Below are 18,812 nucleotides of genomic sequence, written 5' to 3' on the forward strand. Positions count from 1 at the left end.
AACGTCTCGCGCTTGGAGAGTCGCGTCGTGAACTTCATCTTCGTCTGCACGGTCGGCCTTATCGCCGGCACCATTTCCGGGATCGTCGGCACCGGCTCGTCGATCATGCTGATGCCGGTGCTGGTCTGGCAATTCGGGCCGAAGGAAGCCGTGCCGATCATGGCGGTAGCCGCCGTGATGGCCAACCTGTCGCGCATCCTCGCCTGGTGGCGCGAGGTCGACTGGCGCGCCACCGCCGCCTATTCGCTCACCGGCATTCCAGCTGCAGCCCTGGGCGCACGCACGCTGCTGGTGCTGCCGTCGCATGTGGTCGATCTCACCATCGGACTGTTCTTCATTGCCATGGTGCCGCTGCGCCACAGGCTGGCGCGGCGCTCCTTCACTATCAGCCTGTGGCAACTCGCGCTTGGCGGCGCGATCATCGGCTATGTCACCGGCATCGTCGTCTCCAGCGGTCCACTCAGCGTGCCGCTGTTTCTGTTTTACGGCCTCGCCAAGGGCGCCTTCCTCGCCACCGAAGCCGCGAGTTCGCTCGGCCTGTATCTCAGCAAGTCTGTCACCTTCCAGCGGTTTGGCGCGCTCGATCCCGACGTGTTTGTGAAAGGCCTGATCGCCGGCGCCTCGCTGATGGCCGGCGCGTTCATCGCCAAGCGCTACGTACTGAAACTGAGCGTCGAGACGTTCCGCCTGATCATGGACGGGATCATGCTTCTGGCGGGCGCAAGCATGGTGCTATCGGGCATGGCGCTGATCTAGGGCGTGTACTCTTAAATCGAGGTAAGTATGTCTACCCTGCGAATTGCGGAATCAAGCCGGACAACAGGCCGTTGAAAACTGGCGCTGTTTAAAGTTGTATCTATTACTTACAAGTACATGCGACTGATTTTCATAGATGCGATCAACCAGCAACAGGTATTAGTATCTCGCAAATCCGCATATCCAACGTGCGCAATGCAACATAATCCTTTGCCTCGCCGCGCACAGTAAAGCCAATATTTCCAACCTATTATTAAGGTTCGTCATCCACGCTGAAATCCGGAATTTCATTTGTTTCATTTGTAACGACTACTGGACGCTTCATGCGCGCGTTTTATAGGAGGCTGACCCGGCTGCCAGGGTTTTCATTGGTGGTGCTCGGCGTCTTCTTTGCGGCGTCGATCATCGTTGTGTTTCTGGTGGATCTCCAGGCGCGCCATCATGCAGCGCTCTCTGAGGCAAAAAAGGCGGCACTGAACATTGCCGAGATTCTCGCCGAACACACGGCGCTGACCTTTGAGGGGATCGATCGAACACTGCTCGAAGCCGAGAGAATTCGCGAAGATAGTCTTTCGGGAAAGTATGCGACGCCCGAAGCCGCGAATACCGCCTTGCGTCTTCTCAAGAAAGCCTCATCGATCGTCGTTGCCGTCGGCTGGACAGATGCCGCCGGTAACGTTCTGGCGCATTCCTATGAGCGCACGCCGCCGCGAAGCAATATCTCCGACATGTTGCACTTCACCACGCAACGCGATCAGGCCGATGGCGGGCTGTTTATCTCGCCCCCCTATCCCTCGGCCGTCACCGACAAATGGTTTACGGCGGCGTCGCGCCGGTTAAGCAATGCCGACGGCAGCTTCGCAGGGATTGTAACTACGCCGCTCGACCCGACCCATTTCACGCAGGTCTATCGCGCGATCGATGTCGGCAAGGGCGGATCAGTGCTGTTGCTGCATCGCGCGGGCACGGGGCGCGTTCTTGCGCGAGAGCCCGCGATAAAAGGAGCCATCGGAAAATCTTTCGCGGATAGCCCGCTCGTCTCCGAATATCTGCCACAATCGGAAGCGGGCTCCTACGAGACGATCGGCATTCTCGACGGCCTCGCCCGCATTGTGGGATACAAGGCGGTGACCGGACTGCCGCTGGTCTTGGTCGTCACATACGCCCGCAGCGAGGTGCTGGGACCGTGGCGCCAGCACCTTTACATGGTGGGCCCGCTCGTCGCCATGATCGTTGCCGTCATCTTGTTCGGCACGTTTAGGATTTTACGTCAGACGAATAGTCTTGCCGTGAAAACTAGGATTCTGGAACGAACGAACATGCAGTTCGATGCTGCCTTGAGCAACATGTCGCTAGGGCTCTGCCTGTTTGACGCGAACAAGAATCTGGTGGTTTCGAATGGCCGCTTCCGCGAGATGTACGGTTTCCCGGAAGAACTCGTCAGGCCCGGAACACCTTTATCTCTCATGCTGCAGGCCCTCAAAGATCGCGGAAAGCACGATTTGTCCATCGAGGGGGATGTTCAGGAGATTCCGACGAAGCAAAAACAGATTTTTATGACTGCCGACGGTCGCGTGATTTTAATTCAACGCAGATCGATTGCGGATGGCGGATGGGTCGCAACCCATGAAGACATCACCGAGCAGAAACGCGCACAGCGCTTGTTGACTGATAAAGCTGCTGAACTCGAGCGGATCAACATGCGCTTCGACGCCGCGATGAACAACATGTCGCAGGGTCTTTCGCTGTTTGATGGTGAGCAGAGGATCATTCTTTCAAATGCGCGCTATGCGGAAATCTATCACCTCAGCGAGGAACAGGTGAAGCCAGGGACTACACTGCGGCAAATCATTGAATATCGCCGGGCGAAGAGAACAAATTGCGAAATGGCTGCGGATGTCCTTGTCGACGCGAAACTGAAACTGGAGAAAGAGGTCCAGGAGCTTGTCGACGGGCGCCTCATTTCGATGACGCGCCATCTGATGCCGAACGAGGGGTGGCTCGCGACTCATGAAGATGTCACGGCGCAAAAGCACAGGGAGCAATTGCTGGCCGCGAAAGCCGCGGAGCTGGAGCAGACGAACGAACGCTTCGACATTGCGCTGAGCAACATGTCGCAGGGTCTCTGCATGTTCGACGGGGCGAAACGGCTCGTTGTCTGGAACGATCGTTATGCGGAATTATACCAGTTGCCTGCGGCTTTGTTGAAAGTCGGGACGCCTCATGAAACCATCATCGCCGATCGCGTTTCTCGTGGCCTTCTCAAGGGCGAGACGAGTGAACCAGCCATCAGGAAAAAGATAGCTGAATTAGGCCAGCATTCGACGGATTCAAGTTCGGCGAGAGTCGATGAATTTGCAGATGGGCGATTGATACTCATCACCCGACAGCCAATGAAGGACGGCGGTTGGGTTGCAACGCACGAAGACGTCACCGAACGGCGGCGCGCAGAGGCCGAGATCGTTCACCTGGCGCGTCACGATGCGCTCACGGGACTTGCCAACCGGACACTGTTTACCGAGAAACTTGAGGAGGCAAGCAAGCGTCTTGCCCGCCATGGCGGTGGCTTTGCCGTGGTCATGCTCGACCTCGATAAATTCAAGACCGTCAACGACACGCTGGGACATCTCGCTGGGGATCGTTTGCTCGTCGAGTTCGCTCAACGGCTGAAATCATCGACTCGCGAAACCGATGTACTGGCCCGCCTTGGGGGCGACGAGTTTGCGATCATCCAGGACAGCGGACCCAATCCGCAGGAGGGTGCAATCGTGCTTGCACTCAGGATCATCGATACTATTGCTCAGCCATTTGATCTCAACGGCCAACAGGCCAGCATCGGGATCAGCATTGGAATTGCCCTTGCTCCGGAACAGGGCGTCGATCCTGAGGACCTGTTGAGAAAAGCGGATCTTGCGCTCTACGACGCCAAGACGGGCGGTCGAAACGATTTCCGCCTGTTCCAGTCCGAAATGATCGAAGCTGCCCACTCGCAGAAAGTGTTGGCAAACGAACTGCGGGACGCGATCGCGCGACATGAATTCGAGGTGCACTATCAGCCGCTGGTTGACGCCAGGACGCGGCAGATCTGTGGTGCTGAAGCCCTGGTCCGCTGGCGACATCCGTCGAAAGGACTCATCGCTCCCGATCAATTTATTCCGCTCGCCGAAGCGACGGGGCTGATCCTTCCTCTCGGCGAGTGGATTCTGCGCCAAGCTTGCATGGATGCAGCGTCGTGGCCGGCTCACCTCAAGATCACGGTCAACATCTCTGCGGTTCAGGTCAGCAAGGGAAAACTGCTCGACGTCATGCTGGATACTCTGATGGAGACGGGTCTTGCGCCTGAACGGCTTGAGTTGGAAATTACGGAGACGGCTCTTCTTGAGAACGCGACGGCGCATCTGGGGACGATACGGCAGCTCAAGAATCTCGGCATCTCCATGGCGCTCGATGATTTTGGCATTGGTTATTCGACGGCAAGTTATCTGACCAATTTCCCGTTCGATCGGATCAAGATCGACAAGTCTTTCGCGCAAGGCGCTCCCAACCGCCGCGATTGCGCAGCGGTGGTATCCTCGGTGCTTGCGCTGGCCCATGGTCTTGGCATCGCAACGACGGCCGAGGGCGTCGAGACCGAAGAGCAATTTGAATATCTGCGGGCTGCAGGCGTAGACCTCGTCCAGGGCTTTCTGTTCGGTCGGCCCGTCCCGCTCGCCGAATTCGGCCGCAATGCGGCAGCTTCATTTGGAAACAGCGCCGCCGACGGCAAGGTGCGCGCAGGGGTCATCACGGCAGGGAGATGACCGCCGCCGCCACCGGCGGCCTCCCCCAAACGCAAATCGGCCGCCCTGAGGCGGCCGATTGCAGTCCTGAAAATCTGAGCTATCCGCGGCTTAGTAGCCGTATCCGTAGCTTGAGCCGAAGCTGAAGCCGCGATTGCAGGTCGAGCAGCCCTGCTGCACCGGTGCGTAATAAACCTGCGCCGGAGCGACCATCTGGACGCGCTGCTGGGTGGCATATTGTGCCGGGATGCGCTCGTAATCGACGCGCGCAGGCGCAACCATCACGGTCTTCGGCACCATCACCGTCTCGTACTGCGCCGGCGTGCGGCGCGCGACGGTGCGACCGGGAGCAACCATGACCGTCTCTTCGACCGTACGATACTGCGGCGGCACCACCTGCTGCTGATAGCAGGTCTGGCACGGCGGCGGTGGCGCGTAGCAATTATAGCAGCCGGCCGAGGCAACACCGGGCATCGCCATTCCGGCGACAGTGGCGAACATCGCAGCAGCAATCAATTTTGTCATGATGAGACCCCGTGGCGAGCTTGTTTGAAATGAGTTCGTATCGCTCTGATGCGCGACACTTAGCCAAGCACCACCACCGGTCAACGCGGTCCTGATATTTACCTTGATGAACGTGCTTAAGAATTGATGACGGCAACTATCAGGATGCCAAGGCAGACACATTGCGCTGCGTTCGGATTCACAGCCCAGCGCAGCGTGAGATCAACCGGTCTCTGCGGACTATCTTAATAACCGTCGCGGGGCAGCCCGAAGAGTTGGTCGAACACACTCGGTTGGCGAACCACCCATTGGCCCGGTTCGCCCGTTCTCAGATCCCGCACATAACGCGGCGGCGCTTCCACATAGTAAAGCGGCGGCGGCGCGCGAATGCCGGTATCCATCGTGATGGGATAGCGCGCGGTGCCGGCGCGATAGCGCACATCACGGTAGTCAGAGGCAAGTACCGGCGTCGCCAGCGTCGCTGCACCCAGCACGATCATCAAAATACGCACGGCACACCTCACGCTGACGTCACTGCGGTGAGGCTATCGGGCGGAGGTTAATGAAGGATTCGTCGCATGGCAGTTCCCACGCGAGCTCCTGCGCGGAACAAATTGGACTCGCGAAGCGCTGGACTGCGGCTCAGCTGGTAGGTCGAGCAGCCTCGATTGCTCACCACTGCTTGCATCTGGATTCTGCTCGCGGCGCGTCTACCGAGCGTAAGCAATCGCCAAGCTGAAGAAGGACCATTGCAGAGGCTGCACCTCCGGCATCGCTGCGGCAAAGGCGATCCAGGCCAACATTGCCGACCAGTTCTCGCGCATCGGAATTTTGGCAACCGAATAGACCTTGCCCATGTGCCGGTCGATGCGTCCCACCCGGCGAGGCTGGCGACCCCTTCGAGAAGAAACTTGCAAATGCCCCGTTCAACCGCGTAGACCAAGAGAACAAACCAAAAACACCCACAGCCGCGATTCCTTCCGCCAATGGCCAAGAACCTCCTCTCCTTCGTCTGCCAGAACTGCGGTGCCGCCTATAACAAGTGGCAGGGCAAGTGCGACGCCTGCGGCGAGTGGAATTCGCTAGCCGAGGAGGACACCACCGGCGTCACCACGATTCCGGTCAGCGCGCGCTCCAAACGCAAGGGGCGAACCTTCAATCTCGAAAGCCTGACCGGCCAGAGCAACGACGCGCCGCGTATTCCTTCGGGCATGGGCGAACTCGACCGCGTCACCGGCGGCGGTTTCGTGCGCGGCTCGGTGCTCTTGATCGGCGGCGATCCCGGCATCGGTAAATCGACCTTGCTGACGCAGGCCACCAGCCTGATGGCGCGGGCCGGCCACCGCGTCGTCTACATCTCCGGCGAAGAGGCCGTGGCGCAAGTGCGGCTGCGCGCGTCGCGTTTGGGCCTCGCGGACGCCTCGGTGCAGCTCGCCTCCGAAACCTCGGTCGAGGATATTGTCGCTACGCTGTCGGAAGGCACGGTGCCGCGGCTGATCGTGATCGACTCGATCCAGACCATGTGGACCGACACGGTGGAATCCGCGCCCGGCACCGTCACCCAGGTCCGCGCCTCGGCGCAGGCGCTCATTCGCTTCGCCAAGAAATCCGGCGCCACCATCATCCTGGTCGGCCATGTCACCAAGGACGGCCAGATCGCCGGGCCCCGTGTGGTCGAGCATATGGTCGATGCCGTGATGTCCTTCGAAGGCGAAGGCTCGCAGCAGTTCCGTATCCTGCGCGCGGTGAAGAACCGCTTCGGCCCGACCGACGAGATCGGCGTGTTCGAGATGACGGGGCTTGGCCTGCGCGAGGTCTCCAACCCCTCAGAGCTGTTCCTGTCCGACCGCGATCTCGGCTCGCCGGGCACCGCCGTCTTCGCCGGCATGGAGGGCACCCGCCCGGTGCTGGTGGAACTGCAGGCTCTGGTTGCGCCGACCACGCTCGGCACGCCGCGCCGCGCCGTGGTGGGTTGGGATTCCTCCCGGCTTTCTATGGTGCTGGCCGTGCTGGAGGCCCATTGCGGGGTCAAGCTGTCGGGCTACGACGTCTATTTCAACGTCGCCGGCGGATTGCGGATCAACGAGCCGGCCGCCGACATGGCCGCGGCCGCAGCGCTGGTGTCGTCGCTATGCAATGCGCCGCTGCCCACCGACGCGGTCTATTTCGGCGAAATCTCGCTGTCCGGCGCGGTGCGCCCGGTGGCGCAGACCTCGGCACGGCTGAAAGAGGCTGCAAAACTCGGCTTCGGCCGCGCAGTGCTGCCGGAATCGGCGCGCGGCGATCCCGGCGGCGATGCCGGACTGTCCCTCAATACCATCGGCGGCCTGACCTCGCTGGTCGCCGATATCGCCGCGCGTGGCGTCAAACCCACGCGCGACAACAGCAAAAGCACAGATGCCGAGAAAAATACCGTACCGGCGCGATTCAAGCGCCAGGACGGCTGACAGCGACGTGACCTGCGCTGCCGCGGCCGCTATAGAATGCGCGCGCGACAGACTGCGCAGATGTGCAACACGCTCCGTTAAGGCACTCTGCCGAAAGCGGAACAATGGTGTGATCAGGTGTGCTCTTGCGGCCGATAGCGGTTTTCCGGCCTTGCGAGACGTGCCATATCACCGTCACCTGAAGCGGCAGCCTGTGCCGATTCGCGGTTTCTGATTCACGAGCGGACCTGACCAGCCGATGCCGATCACGATTCTCGACCTTGTCCTGCTCGGCGTCATGCTGATCTCCGGCCTCCTGGCCATGGTCCGCGGTTTCATGCGCGAGATCCTGTCGATCGCGGCCTGGGGCGCGGCGGCGCTGGTCACCCTGTTTGCTTTCCAGAAGCTGCTCCCGACCGCTAAAACTTATTTCAACAACGATACCGTCGCCAGCATCGTCGTGGTGGCCGGCGTGTTCATCGGCACGCTGATCGTGGTCTCGATCATCACCGTCCGGATCTCCGACATGATCCTGGATTCGCGCATCGGCGCGCTGGACCGCACGCTGGGCTTCCTGTTCGGCCTCGCCCGCGGCCTCCTGATCGTGGTCGTCGCCTTCCTGTTCTTCTCCTGGCTGGTACCGGACAAGCAGCGTCCGGACTGGGTCACGGGTGCAAAATCGCGCGTCGTTCTGCAAGGAACCGGCGATTGGCTGATGGCACTCTTGCCGGATGACCCTGAAAACACCATCTTGAAGAGGTTCAAGAAAAACAAACCCGATGAGGATACGACCGACGCCGAGCCCGCAGCGCCCGGCGCCGCGGATGGCTATTCCAAACCTGCCCGCGACAGCCTGAAAAAGCTGATCGATGGCAAACCGGCGGGACGCTAGGCGTTCTTAGTTTCTCGCGACACCTGAAAGGCGCGATGGATCCGATGCAGAGCCCTTCCGACGACGCGAGCACCACCATGCGTAATCCTGATCTTGCGAATTCTGACTTAGATGGCGACATGCTCCGCGAAAAATGCGGTGTATTCGGTATCTACGGGCATCCCGACGCTGCGGCGATCACCGCGCTCGGCCTCCACGCCCTCCAGCATCGCGGACAGGAAGCTGCCGGCATCGTCGCTTTCGACGGCAAGCGCTTCCATTCCGAACGCCGTCTCGGCCTCGTCGGCGACACCTTCTCCCGCCGCGAAGTGATCGAGCGCCTGCCCGGCACCGCCGCCGTCGGCCACACCCGCTACTCCACCACGGGCGAAACTATTCTCCGCAACGTCCAGCCGCTATTCGCCGAACTCAATGCCGGCGGGTTTGCAGTGGCCCATAACGGCAACCTCACCAACGGTCTGACCCTGCGCCGCGAGCTCGTGAAGAACGGCGCGATGATGCAGTCGACCACCGACACCGAGGTGATTCTGCACCTCGTCGCGCATTCCAAACGCAACCGCTTCATCGACCGTTACATCGAAGCCCTGCGCACCATCGAAGGCGCCTATGCGCTGGTGTCCCTGACCAACAAGAAACTGGTCGGCGCCCGCGATCCACTCGGCATCCGTCCGCTGGTGCTGGGTGACCTCGATGGCTGTCCGATCCTCGCCTCGGAGACCTGCGCGCTCGACATCATCGGCGCCAAGTATGTGCGCGACATCGAGCCCGGCGAAGTCATCGTGTTCGACGAGAGCGGCGTGCAGAGCCACAAGCCGTTCGCGCCGCAAGCGCCGCGCCCCTGCATCTTCGAATATATTTACTTCGCACGTCCGGACTCGATCGTCGGCGGACGCTCGGTCTACGACACCCGCAAGGCCATGGGCGAACAGCTCGCCCGCGAGACCCATGTAGAAGCCGACGTCATCGTGCCGGTGCCGGACTCCGGCGTGCCTGCCGCGATCGGCTACTCCCGCGCGTCGGGCGTGCCGTTCGAACTCGGCATCATCCGCAATCACTATGTCGGCCGCACCTTCATCCAGCCGACCCAGAGCGTGCGCGAACTCGGCGTGCGCATGAAACATTCGGCCAACCGCGCCGCCATCGAAGGCAAGCGCATCGTGCTGATCGACGACAGTCTGGTGCGCGGCACCACGTCGAAGAAGATCGTCAAGATGATGCGTGACGCCGGCGCCAGGGAAGTCCACTTCCGCATCGCCTCGCCGCCGATCACCCATCCCGACTATTACGGCATCGACACGCCGGACCGCGCCGGCCTGTTGGCCGCCACGCACACGCTGGAAGAAATGCGCGACCTGATCGGCGCGGACTCGCTGGCTTTCGTTTCGGTCGACGGCATCTACCGCGCCATGGGTGAACCCGGCCGCGATCCCGCCCATCCGAAATTCGCCGACCACTGCTTCACCGGCGACTATCCGACCCCACTCACCGACATGAGCGAGATCGACGCCCCGCGGCAGCTCTCGCTGCTGGCCGAAGCGAGCTGAGCGCAGTCTTATCGGGTGTCATCCCCGCGAAGGCGGGGATCCATAGCCACGATCTAATTTGTTTGGCTCTGGATTAGACACAACCACCTTTCCGCATCATAACCCTCCCGTGTATGGATCCCCGCCTTCGCGGGGATGACGCCTGAGATTTATGAGCCGCGCCATGACCAACCCCCTCGCCTCCCGTATCGCCCTCGTCACCGGCGCCTCGCGCGGCATCGGCTATGCCACTGCGCTGGCGCTGGCCAAGGCCGGCGCGCACATCGTCGCCGTGGCGCGCACCCAGGGTGGCCTTGAAGAACTCGACGACGCGATCCGCGCCGAGGGCGGCAGCGCCACACTGGTGCCGCTGAACATCACCGATCTCGACGGCCTGTCGCGCCTCGGCGCCGCTCTGCATGAGCGTCACGGCAAGCTCGATATTCTGGTCGGCAATGCCGGCGTCGCAGGCCCCTCGTCGCCGCTCGGCCATATCGAGCTGAAGGCCTGGAACGACACCATGGCCGCGAACCTCACCGCGAACTTCCAGCTCATCCGTTGCATGGAGCCGCTGCTGCAGCAGTCCGATGCCGGGCGCGCGGTGTTCCTCACATCCGGCACCGCCAGCAAGGCCTCTGCCTATCGCGGCCCCTATGCCGTCTCCAAGGCTGCGCTGGAAACGCTGGTCCGCGTCTGGGCCAATGAAACCGCGACCACGAATATCCGCGTCAACCTGTTCAATCCCGGTCCCGTGCGCACGCATATGCGCGCCATCGTGATGCCCGGCGAAGATCCCGAAACGCTCGACACGCCGGCACAAGTTGCCGAGACCATCGTGCCGCTCTGCCTGCCGTCCTGGACCGAGACCGGGAAATTCTATGACTACAAGACCGGCAAGGTGATGGGCTTCCACGCGCCGTCGTGACGATTTCGTAGAACGACCCTCACTCCGTCATGGCCGGGCTTGTCCCGGCCATCCACGTCTAACGTTGCGGCCAAGGAGTGGATGTCCCGGAACAAGTCCGGGCATGACGACCGAGAGTGCACAGGATTGACTCTTCCCAATCTCAAGCCTTCACTCCCTCCCAAGCGGGACAACCCGCACCGACAATCAGGGAGGTCGTCATGGCGTCGCCAACTCATCGCGCGCGGTCACTGCGTGCACTTGCAACAGCAGCTCTCGCTTTCGCCGCGCTCTCCCTCGCCCCGCCATCCCGCGCTGCCGATATCCCCCGCTTCGAAGTCGATGCGTCCTGGCCGAAGCCGCTGCCGAACAACTGGATCCTCGGCCAGGTCGGCGGCATCACCACCGACAAGGATGGCCATGTCTGGGTGATCCATCGCCCGCGCTCGCTGACCGACGACGAGAAAGGCGCGGCACTCAATCCGCCGCGCTCGAAATGCTGCGTCTCCGCGCCGCCGGTGCTGGAGTTCGATGCGGACGGCAATCTCTTGCGCTCATGGGGCGGTCCCGGCGAGGGCTATGAATGGGTCGGCCGCGAACATGGCATCGAGGTCGACGAGAAAGGCTTCGTCTGGGTCGGCGGCAATCTCGACAACGACAATGCAATCCTGAAATTCACGACCGATGGCAAGTTCGTCATGCAGATCGGCAAGATCGCACCGAGCAAGGGCAGCAACGACACCACGCAGCTCGGCAAGCCCGCCGAGACCGCGATCGACAAAGATGCCAACGAGATCTATGTCGCCGACGGCTACGGCAATCGCCGCGTCATCGTGTTCGATGCGACCACCGGTGCCTACAAGCGGCACTGGGGCGCCTATGGCAACAAGCCCAATGACGACAAGCAGGCGGCCTATGATCCGAACGCGCCGGTGGCACAACAATTCGGCAATCCCGTGCATTGCGTGAAGCTCGCCAATGACGGCCTCGTCTATGTCTGCGACCGCATCAACAACCGCGTGCAGGTGTTCAAGAAGGACGGCACCTTCGTGAAGGAGTGGTTCTACGAGAAGGCCACGCTCGGCAACGGCGCGGTGTGGGATCTCGCGGTGTGGCCCGACCCGAAACAGACCTGGCTGCTGACGGCGGATGGCGAGAACAACGAGATCCGCGTCATCAATCGCGACGATGGCAAGGTCGTCGGCACCTTCGGCCGCAACGGTCGCCAGGCCGGCCAGTTCCACTGGATTCACGCCATGGCTGTCGATGCCAAGGGCAATGTCTACACGGCCGAAGTCGACACCGGAAAGCGCATCCAGAAATTCAGGCTGGTCTCGGATGCGCTGAAGTAGTCATCGCGACAATCAGACCGACCGTTTCTGGTCCTGATGATACACGCCCCATCCTGATGCACACGGACAATGGAGCTGTCCATCATCTGGACAGCCGCATCGTTCGAGCTCCCAGTTGGAGAATTTGAATCACTGACATTCGGCCAGACGCAATGGCCCTGGCTCGGCTCTCGCCCTTCGGGACGACGCCGACAATCCATGCTAGTCTCGCGCGCCATCAAACGGACGACGGGTGATAGCAATGCTGGAAACCGACAAGTTGTTCGCTGGCTCGATTCCGGAAAACTACGACCGCTATATGGTGCCGTTGATTTTCGAGCCCTACGCCGCAGATCTCGCACAACGCGCTGCGTCTTTCTCGCCAGGCGCCGTTCTGGAAATTGCCGCGGGCACCGGGGTTGTCACCCGCGCGTTGACGCCAAAATTATCCCCACGCGCAAGCTATATTGTCACCGACCTCAACCAGCCGATGCTCGACTACGCCGCGTCGCGACAAGCACCGGACAATCGCATCACATGGCGACAAGCGGATGCTCTGGCGCTCCCGTTTGAAAATGCGGCCTTCGATCTCGTGTGTTGTCAGTTCGGTGCGATGTTCTTTCCTAATCGCCCATCTGCCTACCGCGAAGCGAAGCGAGTTCTGAAGCCCGGAGGGCATCTTTTATTCAATGTATGGGATCGCATCGAGGACAATGTATTTGCTGACGATGTGACGAATGCTCTCGCGAATATTTTTCCGGACGATCCACCGCGCTTTCTGGCGCGCACGCCGCACGGCTACCACGATACGGCACTGATCCGTCGCGAGCTGGAGGACGCAGGTTTCTCCCACGTGAGGATCGAGACGAGAGCCGAACAAAGTCGTGCATCTTCGCCGCGTCTTCCGGCTGTTGCTTATTGTCAGGGAACTGTTCTTCGCACCGAAATCGAAGCCAGAGACGCGGGAAAACTGGAAGCTGCAACTGACTACGCCGCATCTGAAATTGCGCGCAGGCATGGCAACGGCGAGGTTGCTGCTAAAATTCAGGCACACGTGATCGTGGCTGCGGCCTGAGTGTCGGAATATCCCGTGCCGGCACTTCGCATGGCCGGGCTTCCGTGAATTTCGAACCGTTCTATATCACGTCCTCATCAATAACTTGAGCTGGACAGTGGTACCGTCTATCTCTGCCGGACAATCAGGAATATCCTGACTACAGGAACCGGTGATGAGCGAGATTTCCGATAGCGACATTGGCGCCGTCGGTGACATGGTCGACGATCTCGTCATACAGACAACATATCGTTTGTATGGGTCAGCTATTGCTCCGTTCTCAATGATCGCCGCAACGCATCGAAGCCCGTCTTGTTCGAACGCGTGACATCATGACCCTCTGGAAGAGCACGATCGCGAGGCTCTTTACGTCACATCGCGCTCATCTCGAAACGCTCGTGCGTCGCCGGGTCCGTGATCGTGAAGTGGCTTCGGAGATCGTCCAGGATGTCTTCGCCCGGGTGCTTGCCGCCGGGACTAACGGCTCGGATGAAGACAACAAGCGCGTACTCTACGCTGCAGCCCGGAACGCCGCGATCGACCATAACCTGACGGCATCGCGGCGGCATCATATGCTCGCCGACGTACTGCCTGAACAGCTCAGCCCCGGGCAGCCATCGGAAGATGCAGCATTACAGGCGCGCGAAGCCGTCGCTGCACTGGATCGCGCGCTCGCGCAGCTCCCCACCCGAACCCGCGAGATTTTCATTCGCCGACGTGTCAATGGCGAATCCAATGCCGAGATCGGACAGCGGTTCGGCATTTCCGTGAGTGCCGTCGAAAAACATCTGCTACGCGCCATGCAACACTGCCGCGCCGCTGTGAATGATCATCTCAACCTCGCCAGCAAAGATTTCCGCTAAAATGGATGTGGGTTCTTTCTCGTCGCTCGTTGTAAAGGTAGGAGTAGCTGGAACGCTTCTAACGGCAGGAGCATTCCCGCGTCGCCTTTTCGATCGATCGAAGGAATTGCTGATGAAACCTGGCGACCGGCCAACGAAAGCACAGTGCGCCGCCGCTGATCTCTGGCTCATCCGACGCGACGGGACGACAACTGAGGCCGACGAAGCGTCCTTTCGGCAATGGCTCAATGAGGATCATCGTCATCAACTTGCGTATCGCGAAGCAGCGGCGATCTGGCAGCAGCTTGAGGAGCCTGCCATTCGGCTGGCTGCACGCGACCATCGTCTCGGCAACATCGCTGCCCGGCGCCAGATGAGATGGTGGCCGGCATTGCCCGCAGCGATCGCTGCAGCCTGCGTCATCTGGTTCGTCAATCCATCGATGGTCGAGAACTGGCAGGCAGATATTGTCACGGCGCGAGGTCAGGTGGTCGCCCGCGACCTGCCGGACGGCTCCCGCCTGAACATCGGTGCCGACACTGCCCTGGACCTAGACTTCAAGGATGGTCGACGCCGGGTCGTTCTACGCCGTGGCCAGGCCTTTTTCGATGTAAAGCCCGACCAGACCGCCTTTACGGTTGATAGTGGCGCTGGCGAAATCCGCGTACTCGGTACCGCCTTCAATATCGACCGCGCGGCTGATGGTGTCGAAGTGACGGTTCAACGCGGACTGGTGTCGGTCGCCGGCCAGGACCGCGATACGACCGTCAAGCTATCGGCAAACCAGCATATGCGCATGTCAGGCGGAAAACTCGGCACCGTCGAAACCGGAGATATTGAGGCGAGGCTCGCGTGGATATCCGGCCGCCTGGTCTTCGACCGCGTTCCGCTGCATCGGGTCGTCGAAGCGCTGCAGCGTCAGACATCAAGCCGCATCGTCATCCGCGGTCGCTTCAGCGATCTGCTCGTCTCCGGCACGTTTCCGACCACGAATGTCGACGAAAGCCTCACAGCCATTGCTGGCATGGTCGAGGGCAACATCGCCCAGATCACCCCCTGGGTGACGGTCATCTACTGAACTCCTCCGCTGTTTACCGGAATTCTAAACCGCAACACCCACGGACCTGATGTGGGTTTGATTTCGTGACTCGTTGAACTGGATGAAGAGCAAAAGCTCTTCGCGGCGCTGGGGCGGCGCACAGCAAACAATGAGACAACGGAGTTCGTGCGTAATGCGGTTCGGGGGTAGACGGGGCGTCGCTCGCCATGTGGCGAGCGGGCTGATCGGCATATTGCCGTTGATCACGACAGTACCGGCCTTTGGCCAAAACAATGTCGAAGCAACAGCGACCACCCCTACGACTTACCCGCTCAACATTTCCGCCAAACCTCTTGCAGCAGCAATTGCCGATCTCGGCGCCAGCAGCGGATGGCGCATCCTCTACACGATCCAGCTCGCGCCAGACATCCGCAGCCAGCCGTTGAACGGCACCTACACCGTGGCACAGGCGCTCGCACAGCTCCTGGCCGGCACGGGAATTACGTATCGCATCACCGGCCCGAAAGCCGCGCTGCTGATCGATCCGTCGCAGAGCCGCGCGGGGCCCGTCCCTTCGGGCGACGGCGTCCAGCTCGATACGATCGTCGTCGATGCGGCCAGGAGCGATAATACGACGGGCTCCGGCTATCAGGGAACGCCGAACTGGGTCTATCAGCGCCCTGCAGCCGTCAGCGTGATTTCCCGGGAGGCGATCGAGAGCAGTCCGACGCGCAACGCGCGCGATCTCCTGGACAATGTGGCCGGCGTCTATGCCAATCGCTCGGCGGCGCAGAACCCCGGCATCAGCGTCAATATCCGCGGCCTGCAGGATCAGGACCGCATCGCCACCATGATCGACGGCGCGCGGCAGAACTTCCAGCGCAGCGGCCACGGTGCGACGCAGCGGACCTATGTCGACACCGCCTTCCTGCGCCAGATCGACGTGGAGAAGAGCACGACATCGGGCGTTGGAAGCGCCGGCGCGCTCGGCGGCCTTGTCAATTTCCGCACCTTCATCGCCGACGACCTGATCAAGCCCGGCAATCAATATGGCGGCGTGGTGAATGCCACTACGGGTACCAATGCGTACAATTTCGACGGTTCGACGGCCGCAGCCGTCCGCGTGTCGGAGCGTTTCTCGGTGCTCGGCGGCGTCAGCTACAAGAACATCGGCGCCTACGATATCGGCAAGAACGGCACGATCGGTGGCGGCACCACGGCCTATGACGGCAATGTCTTCCTGTTCTCCGGCCAGGAGGTGTTCTCGACGATCCTCAAGGCCGAGGCACTGACGACCGAAGACGTCAAGATCACGATCGGCTGGCTGCATAACGATTCCCGGTACAATACCGGAAACTACGATGACACGATCGCACGCGGGGGCATCCTCAAGTCCAGCGAACAGGTCGCCAACGACACATTCACGTCAGCGCTCGACTGGAATCCGGGCAATGACATCGTCAATCTGAAAGCAAAGCTCTACTACAACCACCTCAAGAACGACACGGTCTCCGACGGCGCGTTTGCGCTGACCGGGCCTTCGAACTTCGTATTCTCGACGCTGGGCGGCAGCGTCGAGAATACCAGTCGCTTCGAGACGGGAATCGGCGCGCTGGCGCTCAATTACGGCCTGGAAGCGTTCAGCGACACCGGCAAGACGAAGCTGCAACGCGGCTTCACCGACGCCAACGGCGTCGACTATTCCAGCACCCTGACCGGCGGCACACCGAGCGGAGATCGCGACGTCGCCAGTGGATTCGGCACGGCCACTCTCAAGCCAACGGAATGGGTGACCCTGATCGGCGGTGTCCGCTACGACTGGTATCATATCGCTGGCAATGCGACGATTTATGGCGATCCGAAGCCGCCGGTCATCGGTCAGAAGATGACTGACCCCGGTAAGCCGGCCGGCTGTAACCGGCGCGGCTGCTGGGACACTATTCTGCCGAAATATGAGCCGATCTACGGTCCCCCTGTCTATCCGAGCTATGATGTGGAGATCGATAAATCCGGCGGCGCCTGGTTACCGAGCTTCACGGTTGCCTTTCAGCCCACCGATTGGCTGCAGCCCTTCGCCAAATATTCCAAGAGCTATCGGCCCCCGACAATCATGGAATCGTTCCTGAATGGCGGCCACGACGCAAATGAAATCAATGGCTACGCGCCGAACCCATTCCTGCGTCCGGAACGCGGCGACACCTATGAGGCCGGGTTCAACGTCCTCGCCAACGGCATCCTGACCGAGCGCGACACTGTCCGCTTCAAGAGCGTCGGCTTCTATCGCGAGATCACCGATTACATCAGCTTCGGTCAGATCCGGAATACGGAAGCCGCCAAACAGTACCAGACCTACGTCAATCTCAATGGCGTCACCCGCATGAAGGGCGTCGAGATCGAGGCCAATTACGACGCGCGATTCCTCTATATCGGCGGCACGGTGACGCGCATAGACACCGACTTCGCCGACAGCTTCACGACCCCGTCGGGCAGGAACATGCCTATCAATAGCGGCCTCGGCGCCGCCGTCATCTTCGAACAGCCGAAGCTGCGCGTCACGCTTGATGCCGGCATCCGGCTGTTCGACGAGAAGCTGACGCTCGGCACACGCATCGTCGACGTGTCGAAGACCGTCCCTGCCCTCGGCTCGCTGCGCAGCGGCTACGAGATGTCGGGTTATCGCGTCTACGACATCTACGGATCCTACAGCTTCGACGAAGCGACCAAGCTGCGCTTTGCGGTGAACAACGTCACCGACCTCGCTTATGCGCCGGCGGTCGGCGCCAATTTCTACGCCGCGCCGGGCCGCACCGCGACGGTGTCGCTGAACTACAAATTCTAGGAATTCCCCGCCCCATTGGCGTGGATGGCGACCCGCTACAAGGCGGGAAAAACTAGCAGAGAAGGGTTTCGAGAATGGCACTCAATCTTCAGCTTACGGCAGCAAGCAGCGACCTCGCAACATATCTGACGTCGTACGACGCCAACTTCACCTACAATGGAAACGGCTGGTTCTCCACCTCGTTCACCGGCCAGGATCAGTGGTCGGCCGGCGTCGATACCGAAGGAACCGACAATAACCTGCCTTCCGTCATCATGAACATCCATGACTACAGCTATTCGCCCGGTACGTTCAACGGCGACGTGGAATCGCTCACGCTCGGCCATAATCTTGAATATGTGCCGGCCACGGATCTGTGGGTGCAAGATCAGGAACTGATCATCACCAATAGCAGTGGCTACATGCCCGTCACCACCACCTTCAATCAGGCGATCTATTCGCTATCGCATGGCGGGCTGGTCGATGGTGGGACGTTCTTCGGTCAGTCGTTCGCGGGGTTGACGGACTACTTCGCCGAACAGGGCACGAACCAGACCGGTACGGCAAACGATGACGTCCTCGTCAGTTTCGCCGGCGACGACGTTCTGACCGGCAATGGAGCCGTGCTGGTCGATACATTCCTCTGGAGCGCGAATTACTACGATACGGCCGCAGGAACAGCAGCCCAGGGCTGGGGCAACGACGTCATCACCGACTTCTTCGACGACGCCGACCAGATTCAGTTCACAGGTTTCGGCTGGGCAAATGCCTCGGCATTCCAGAGCGCCGGCGGCAGCCTGTCCGGCAATGTCATCACCTATGCCGACGCGACGAACGGGCTGACCAGCACCATCACCGTGAACTTCGACGGCGGCGGCACGCTGGACTGGAGCGATATCGCCTTCGTCTAACAGGCTTCGCTGCGAACTGGCGGCCACGCAACC

15 protein-coding genes and 1 pseudogene are annotated in these 18,812 nt (G+C 60.8%); 12 read left to right on the forward strand and 4 right to left on the reverse strand.

Annotation, left to right across the window (positions count from 1 at the left end):
* Positions 1-27 precede the first annotated feature (27 nt).
* Positions 28-756: a sulfite exporter TauE/SafE family protein gene (locus SFY93_RS20625; protein WP_320444411.1), complete on the forward strand. Its 729-nt coding sequence runs from the start codon at positions 28-30 to the stop codon at positions 754-756.
* A 323-nt stretch (positions 757-1,079) separates the two neighbouring features.
* Positions 1,080-4,556, forward strand: a complete 3,477-nt coding sequence (locus tag SFY93_RS20630; protein WP_320444412.1) for a bifunctional diguanylate cyclase/phosphodiesterase — start codon at positions 1,080-1,082, stop codon at positions 4,554-4,556.
* A 90-nt stretch (positions 4,557-4,646) separates the two neighbouring features.
* Here the strand turns inward: SFY93_RS20630 and SFY93_RS20635 are convergent, their stop codons facing one another.
* From SFY93_RS20635 to SFY93_RS20645, 3 genes are all read right to left on the reverse strand, one after another.
* Positions 4,647-5,009, reverse strand: coding sequence for a hypothetical protein (locus SFY93_RS20635; RefSeq protein ID WP_093759051.1), 363 nt, complete (start codon positions 5,007-5,009; stop codon positions 4,647-4,649).
* Positions 5,010-5,284: 275 nt separating this feature from the next.
* Entirely contained in the window at positions 5,285-5,551 is a 267-nt protein-coding gene (locus tag SFY93_RS20640; RefSeq protein ID WP_320444413.1) for a hypothetical protein, read from the reverse strand.
* A 198-nt stretch (positions 5,552-5,749) separates the two neighbouring features.
* Positions 5,750-5,896: a hypothetical protein gene (locus SFY93_RS20645; protein WP_320444414.1), complete on the reverse strand. Its 147-nt coding sequence runs from the start codon at positions 5,894-5,896 to the stop codon at positions 5,750-5,752.
* Between the two features lie 129 nt (positions 5,897-6,025).
* On the opposite strand from SFY93_RS20645, the gene radA reads away from it, so the two are divergent.
* The 5 genes from radA to SFY93_RS20670 all read left to right on the forward strand — a co-directional run bounded on the left by radA (position 6,026) and on the right by SFY93_RS20670 (position 12,136).
* The gene (radA, locus tag SFY93_RS20650) at positions 6,026-7,486 is read left to right on the forward strand and encodes a DNA repair protein RadA (RefSeq protein WP_175366157.1); all 1,461 of its coding nucleotides are present in this window, start codon (positions 6,026-6,028) and stop codon (positions 7,484-7,486) included.
* A 238-nt stretch (positions 7,487-7,724) separates the two neighbouring features.
* The gene (locus tag SFY93_RS20655) at positions 7,725-8,357 is read left to right on the forward strand and encodes a CvpA family protein (RefSeq protein ID WP_068731040.1); all 633 of its coding nucleotides are present in this window, start codon (positions 7,725-7,727) and stop codon (positions 8,355-8,357) included.
* A gap of 44 nt (positions 8,358-8,401) precedes the next feature.
* Positions 8,402-9,901: an amidophosphoribosyltransferase gene (gene purF, locus SFY93_RS20660; protein WP_320444415.1), complete on the forward strand. Its 1,500-nt coding sequence runs from the start codon at positions 8,402-8,404 to the stop codon at positions 9,899-9,901.
* Positions 9,902-10,064: 163 nt separating this feature from the next.
* Complete coding sequence (locus tag SFY93_RS20665) at positions 10,065-10,805, forward strand: SDR family NAD(P)-dependent oxidoreductase (protein WP_320444416.1); 741 nt, start codon at positions 10,065-10,067, stop codon at positions 10,803-10,805.
* Positions 10,806-11,005: 200 nt separating this feature from the next.
* Positions 11,006-12,136, forward strand: a complete 1,131-nt coding sequence (locus SFY93_RS20670) for an NHL repeat-containing protein (RefSeq protein WP_320444417.1) — start codon at positions 11,006-11,008, stop codon at positions 12,134-12,136.
* A gap of 17 nt (positions 12,137-12,153) precedes the next feature.
* On the opposite strand, the pseudogene SFY93_RS20675 reads toward SFY93_RS20670, so the two are convergent.
* Positions 12,154-12,240 (reverse strand): annotated as a pseudogene (locus SFY93_RS20675) (IS5/IS1182 family transposase); the annotation flags it as partial.
* A gap of 137 nt (positions 12,241-12,377) precedes the next feature.
* Between SFY93_RS20675 and SFY93_RS20680 the strand changes: the two are divergent.
* The 5 genes from SFY93_RS20680 to SFY93_RS20700 all read left to right on the forward strand — a co-directional run bounded on the left by SFY93_RS20680 (position 12,378) and on the right by SFY93_RS20700 (position 18,779).
* Positions 12,378-13,190, forward strand: a complete 813-nt coding sequence (locus SFY93_RS20680) for a class I SAM-dependent methyltransferase (RefSeq protein WP_320444418.1) — start codon at positions 12,378-12,380, stop codon at positions 13,188-13,190.
* Between the two features lie 311 nt (positions 13,191-13,501).
* Positions 13,502-14,032: an RNA polymerase sigma factor gene (locus SFY93_RS20685; protein WP_175366163.1), complete on the forward strand. Its 531-nt coding sequence runs from the start codon at positions 13,502-13,504 to the stop codon at positions 14,030-14,032.
* Positions 13,995-15,089 (forward strand): FecR family protein, encoded by a 1,095-nt coding sequence (locus SFY93_RS20690; RefSeq protein WP_320444419.1) that lies wholly within the window; start codon positions 13,995-13,997, stop codon positions 15,087-15,089. The genes SFY93_RS20685 and SFY93_RS20690 overlap by 38 nt, the downstream gene beginning before the upstream one ends.
* A gap of 220 nt (positions 15,090-15,309) precedes the next feature.
* A complete protein-coding gene (locus tag SFY93_RS20695) occupies positions 15,310-17,889 on the forward strand; it encodes a TonB-dependent receptor (protein WP_320444420.1) in 2,580 nt (859 codons plus the stop codon).
* 74 nt (positions 17,890-17,963) lie between these two features.
* A complete protein-coding gene (locus SFY93_RS20700) occupies positions 17,964-18,779 on the forward strand; it encodes a hypothetical protein (RefSeq protein WP_320444421.1) in 816 nt (271 codons plus the stop codon).
* Positions 18,780-18,812 lie beyond the last annotated feature (33 nt).

This window comes from Tardiphaga sp. 42S5 (assembly GCF_034044155.1).
Classification (GTDB): domain Bacteria; phylum Pseudomonadota; class Alphaproteobacteria; order Rhizobiales; family Xanthobacteraceae; genus Tardiphaga; species Tardiphaga robiniae.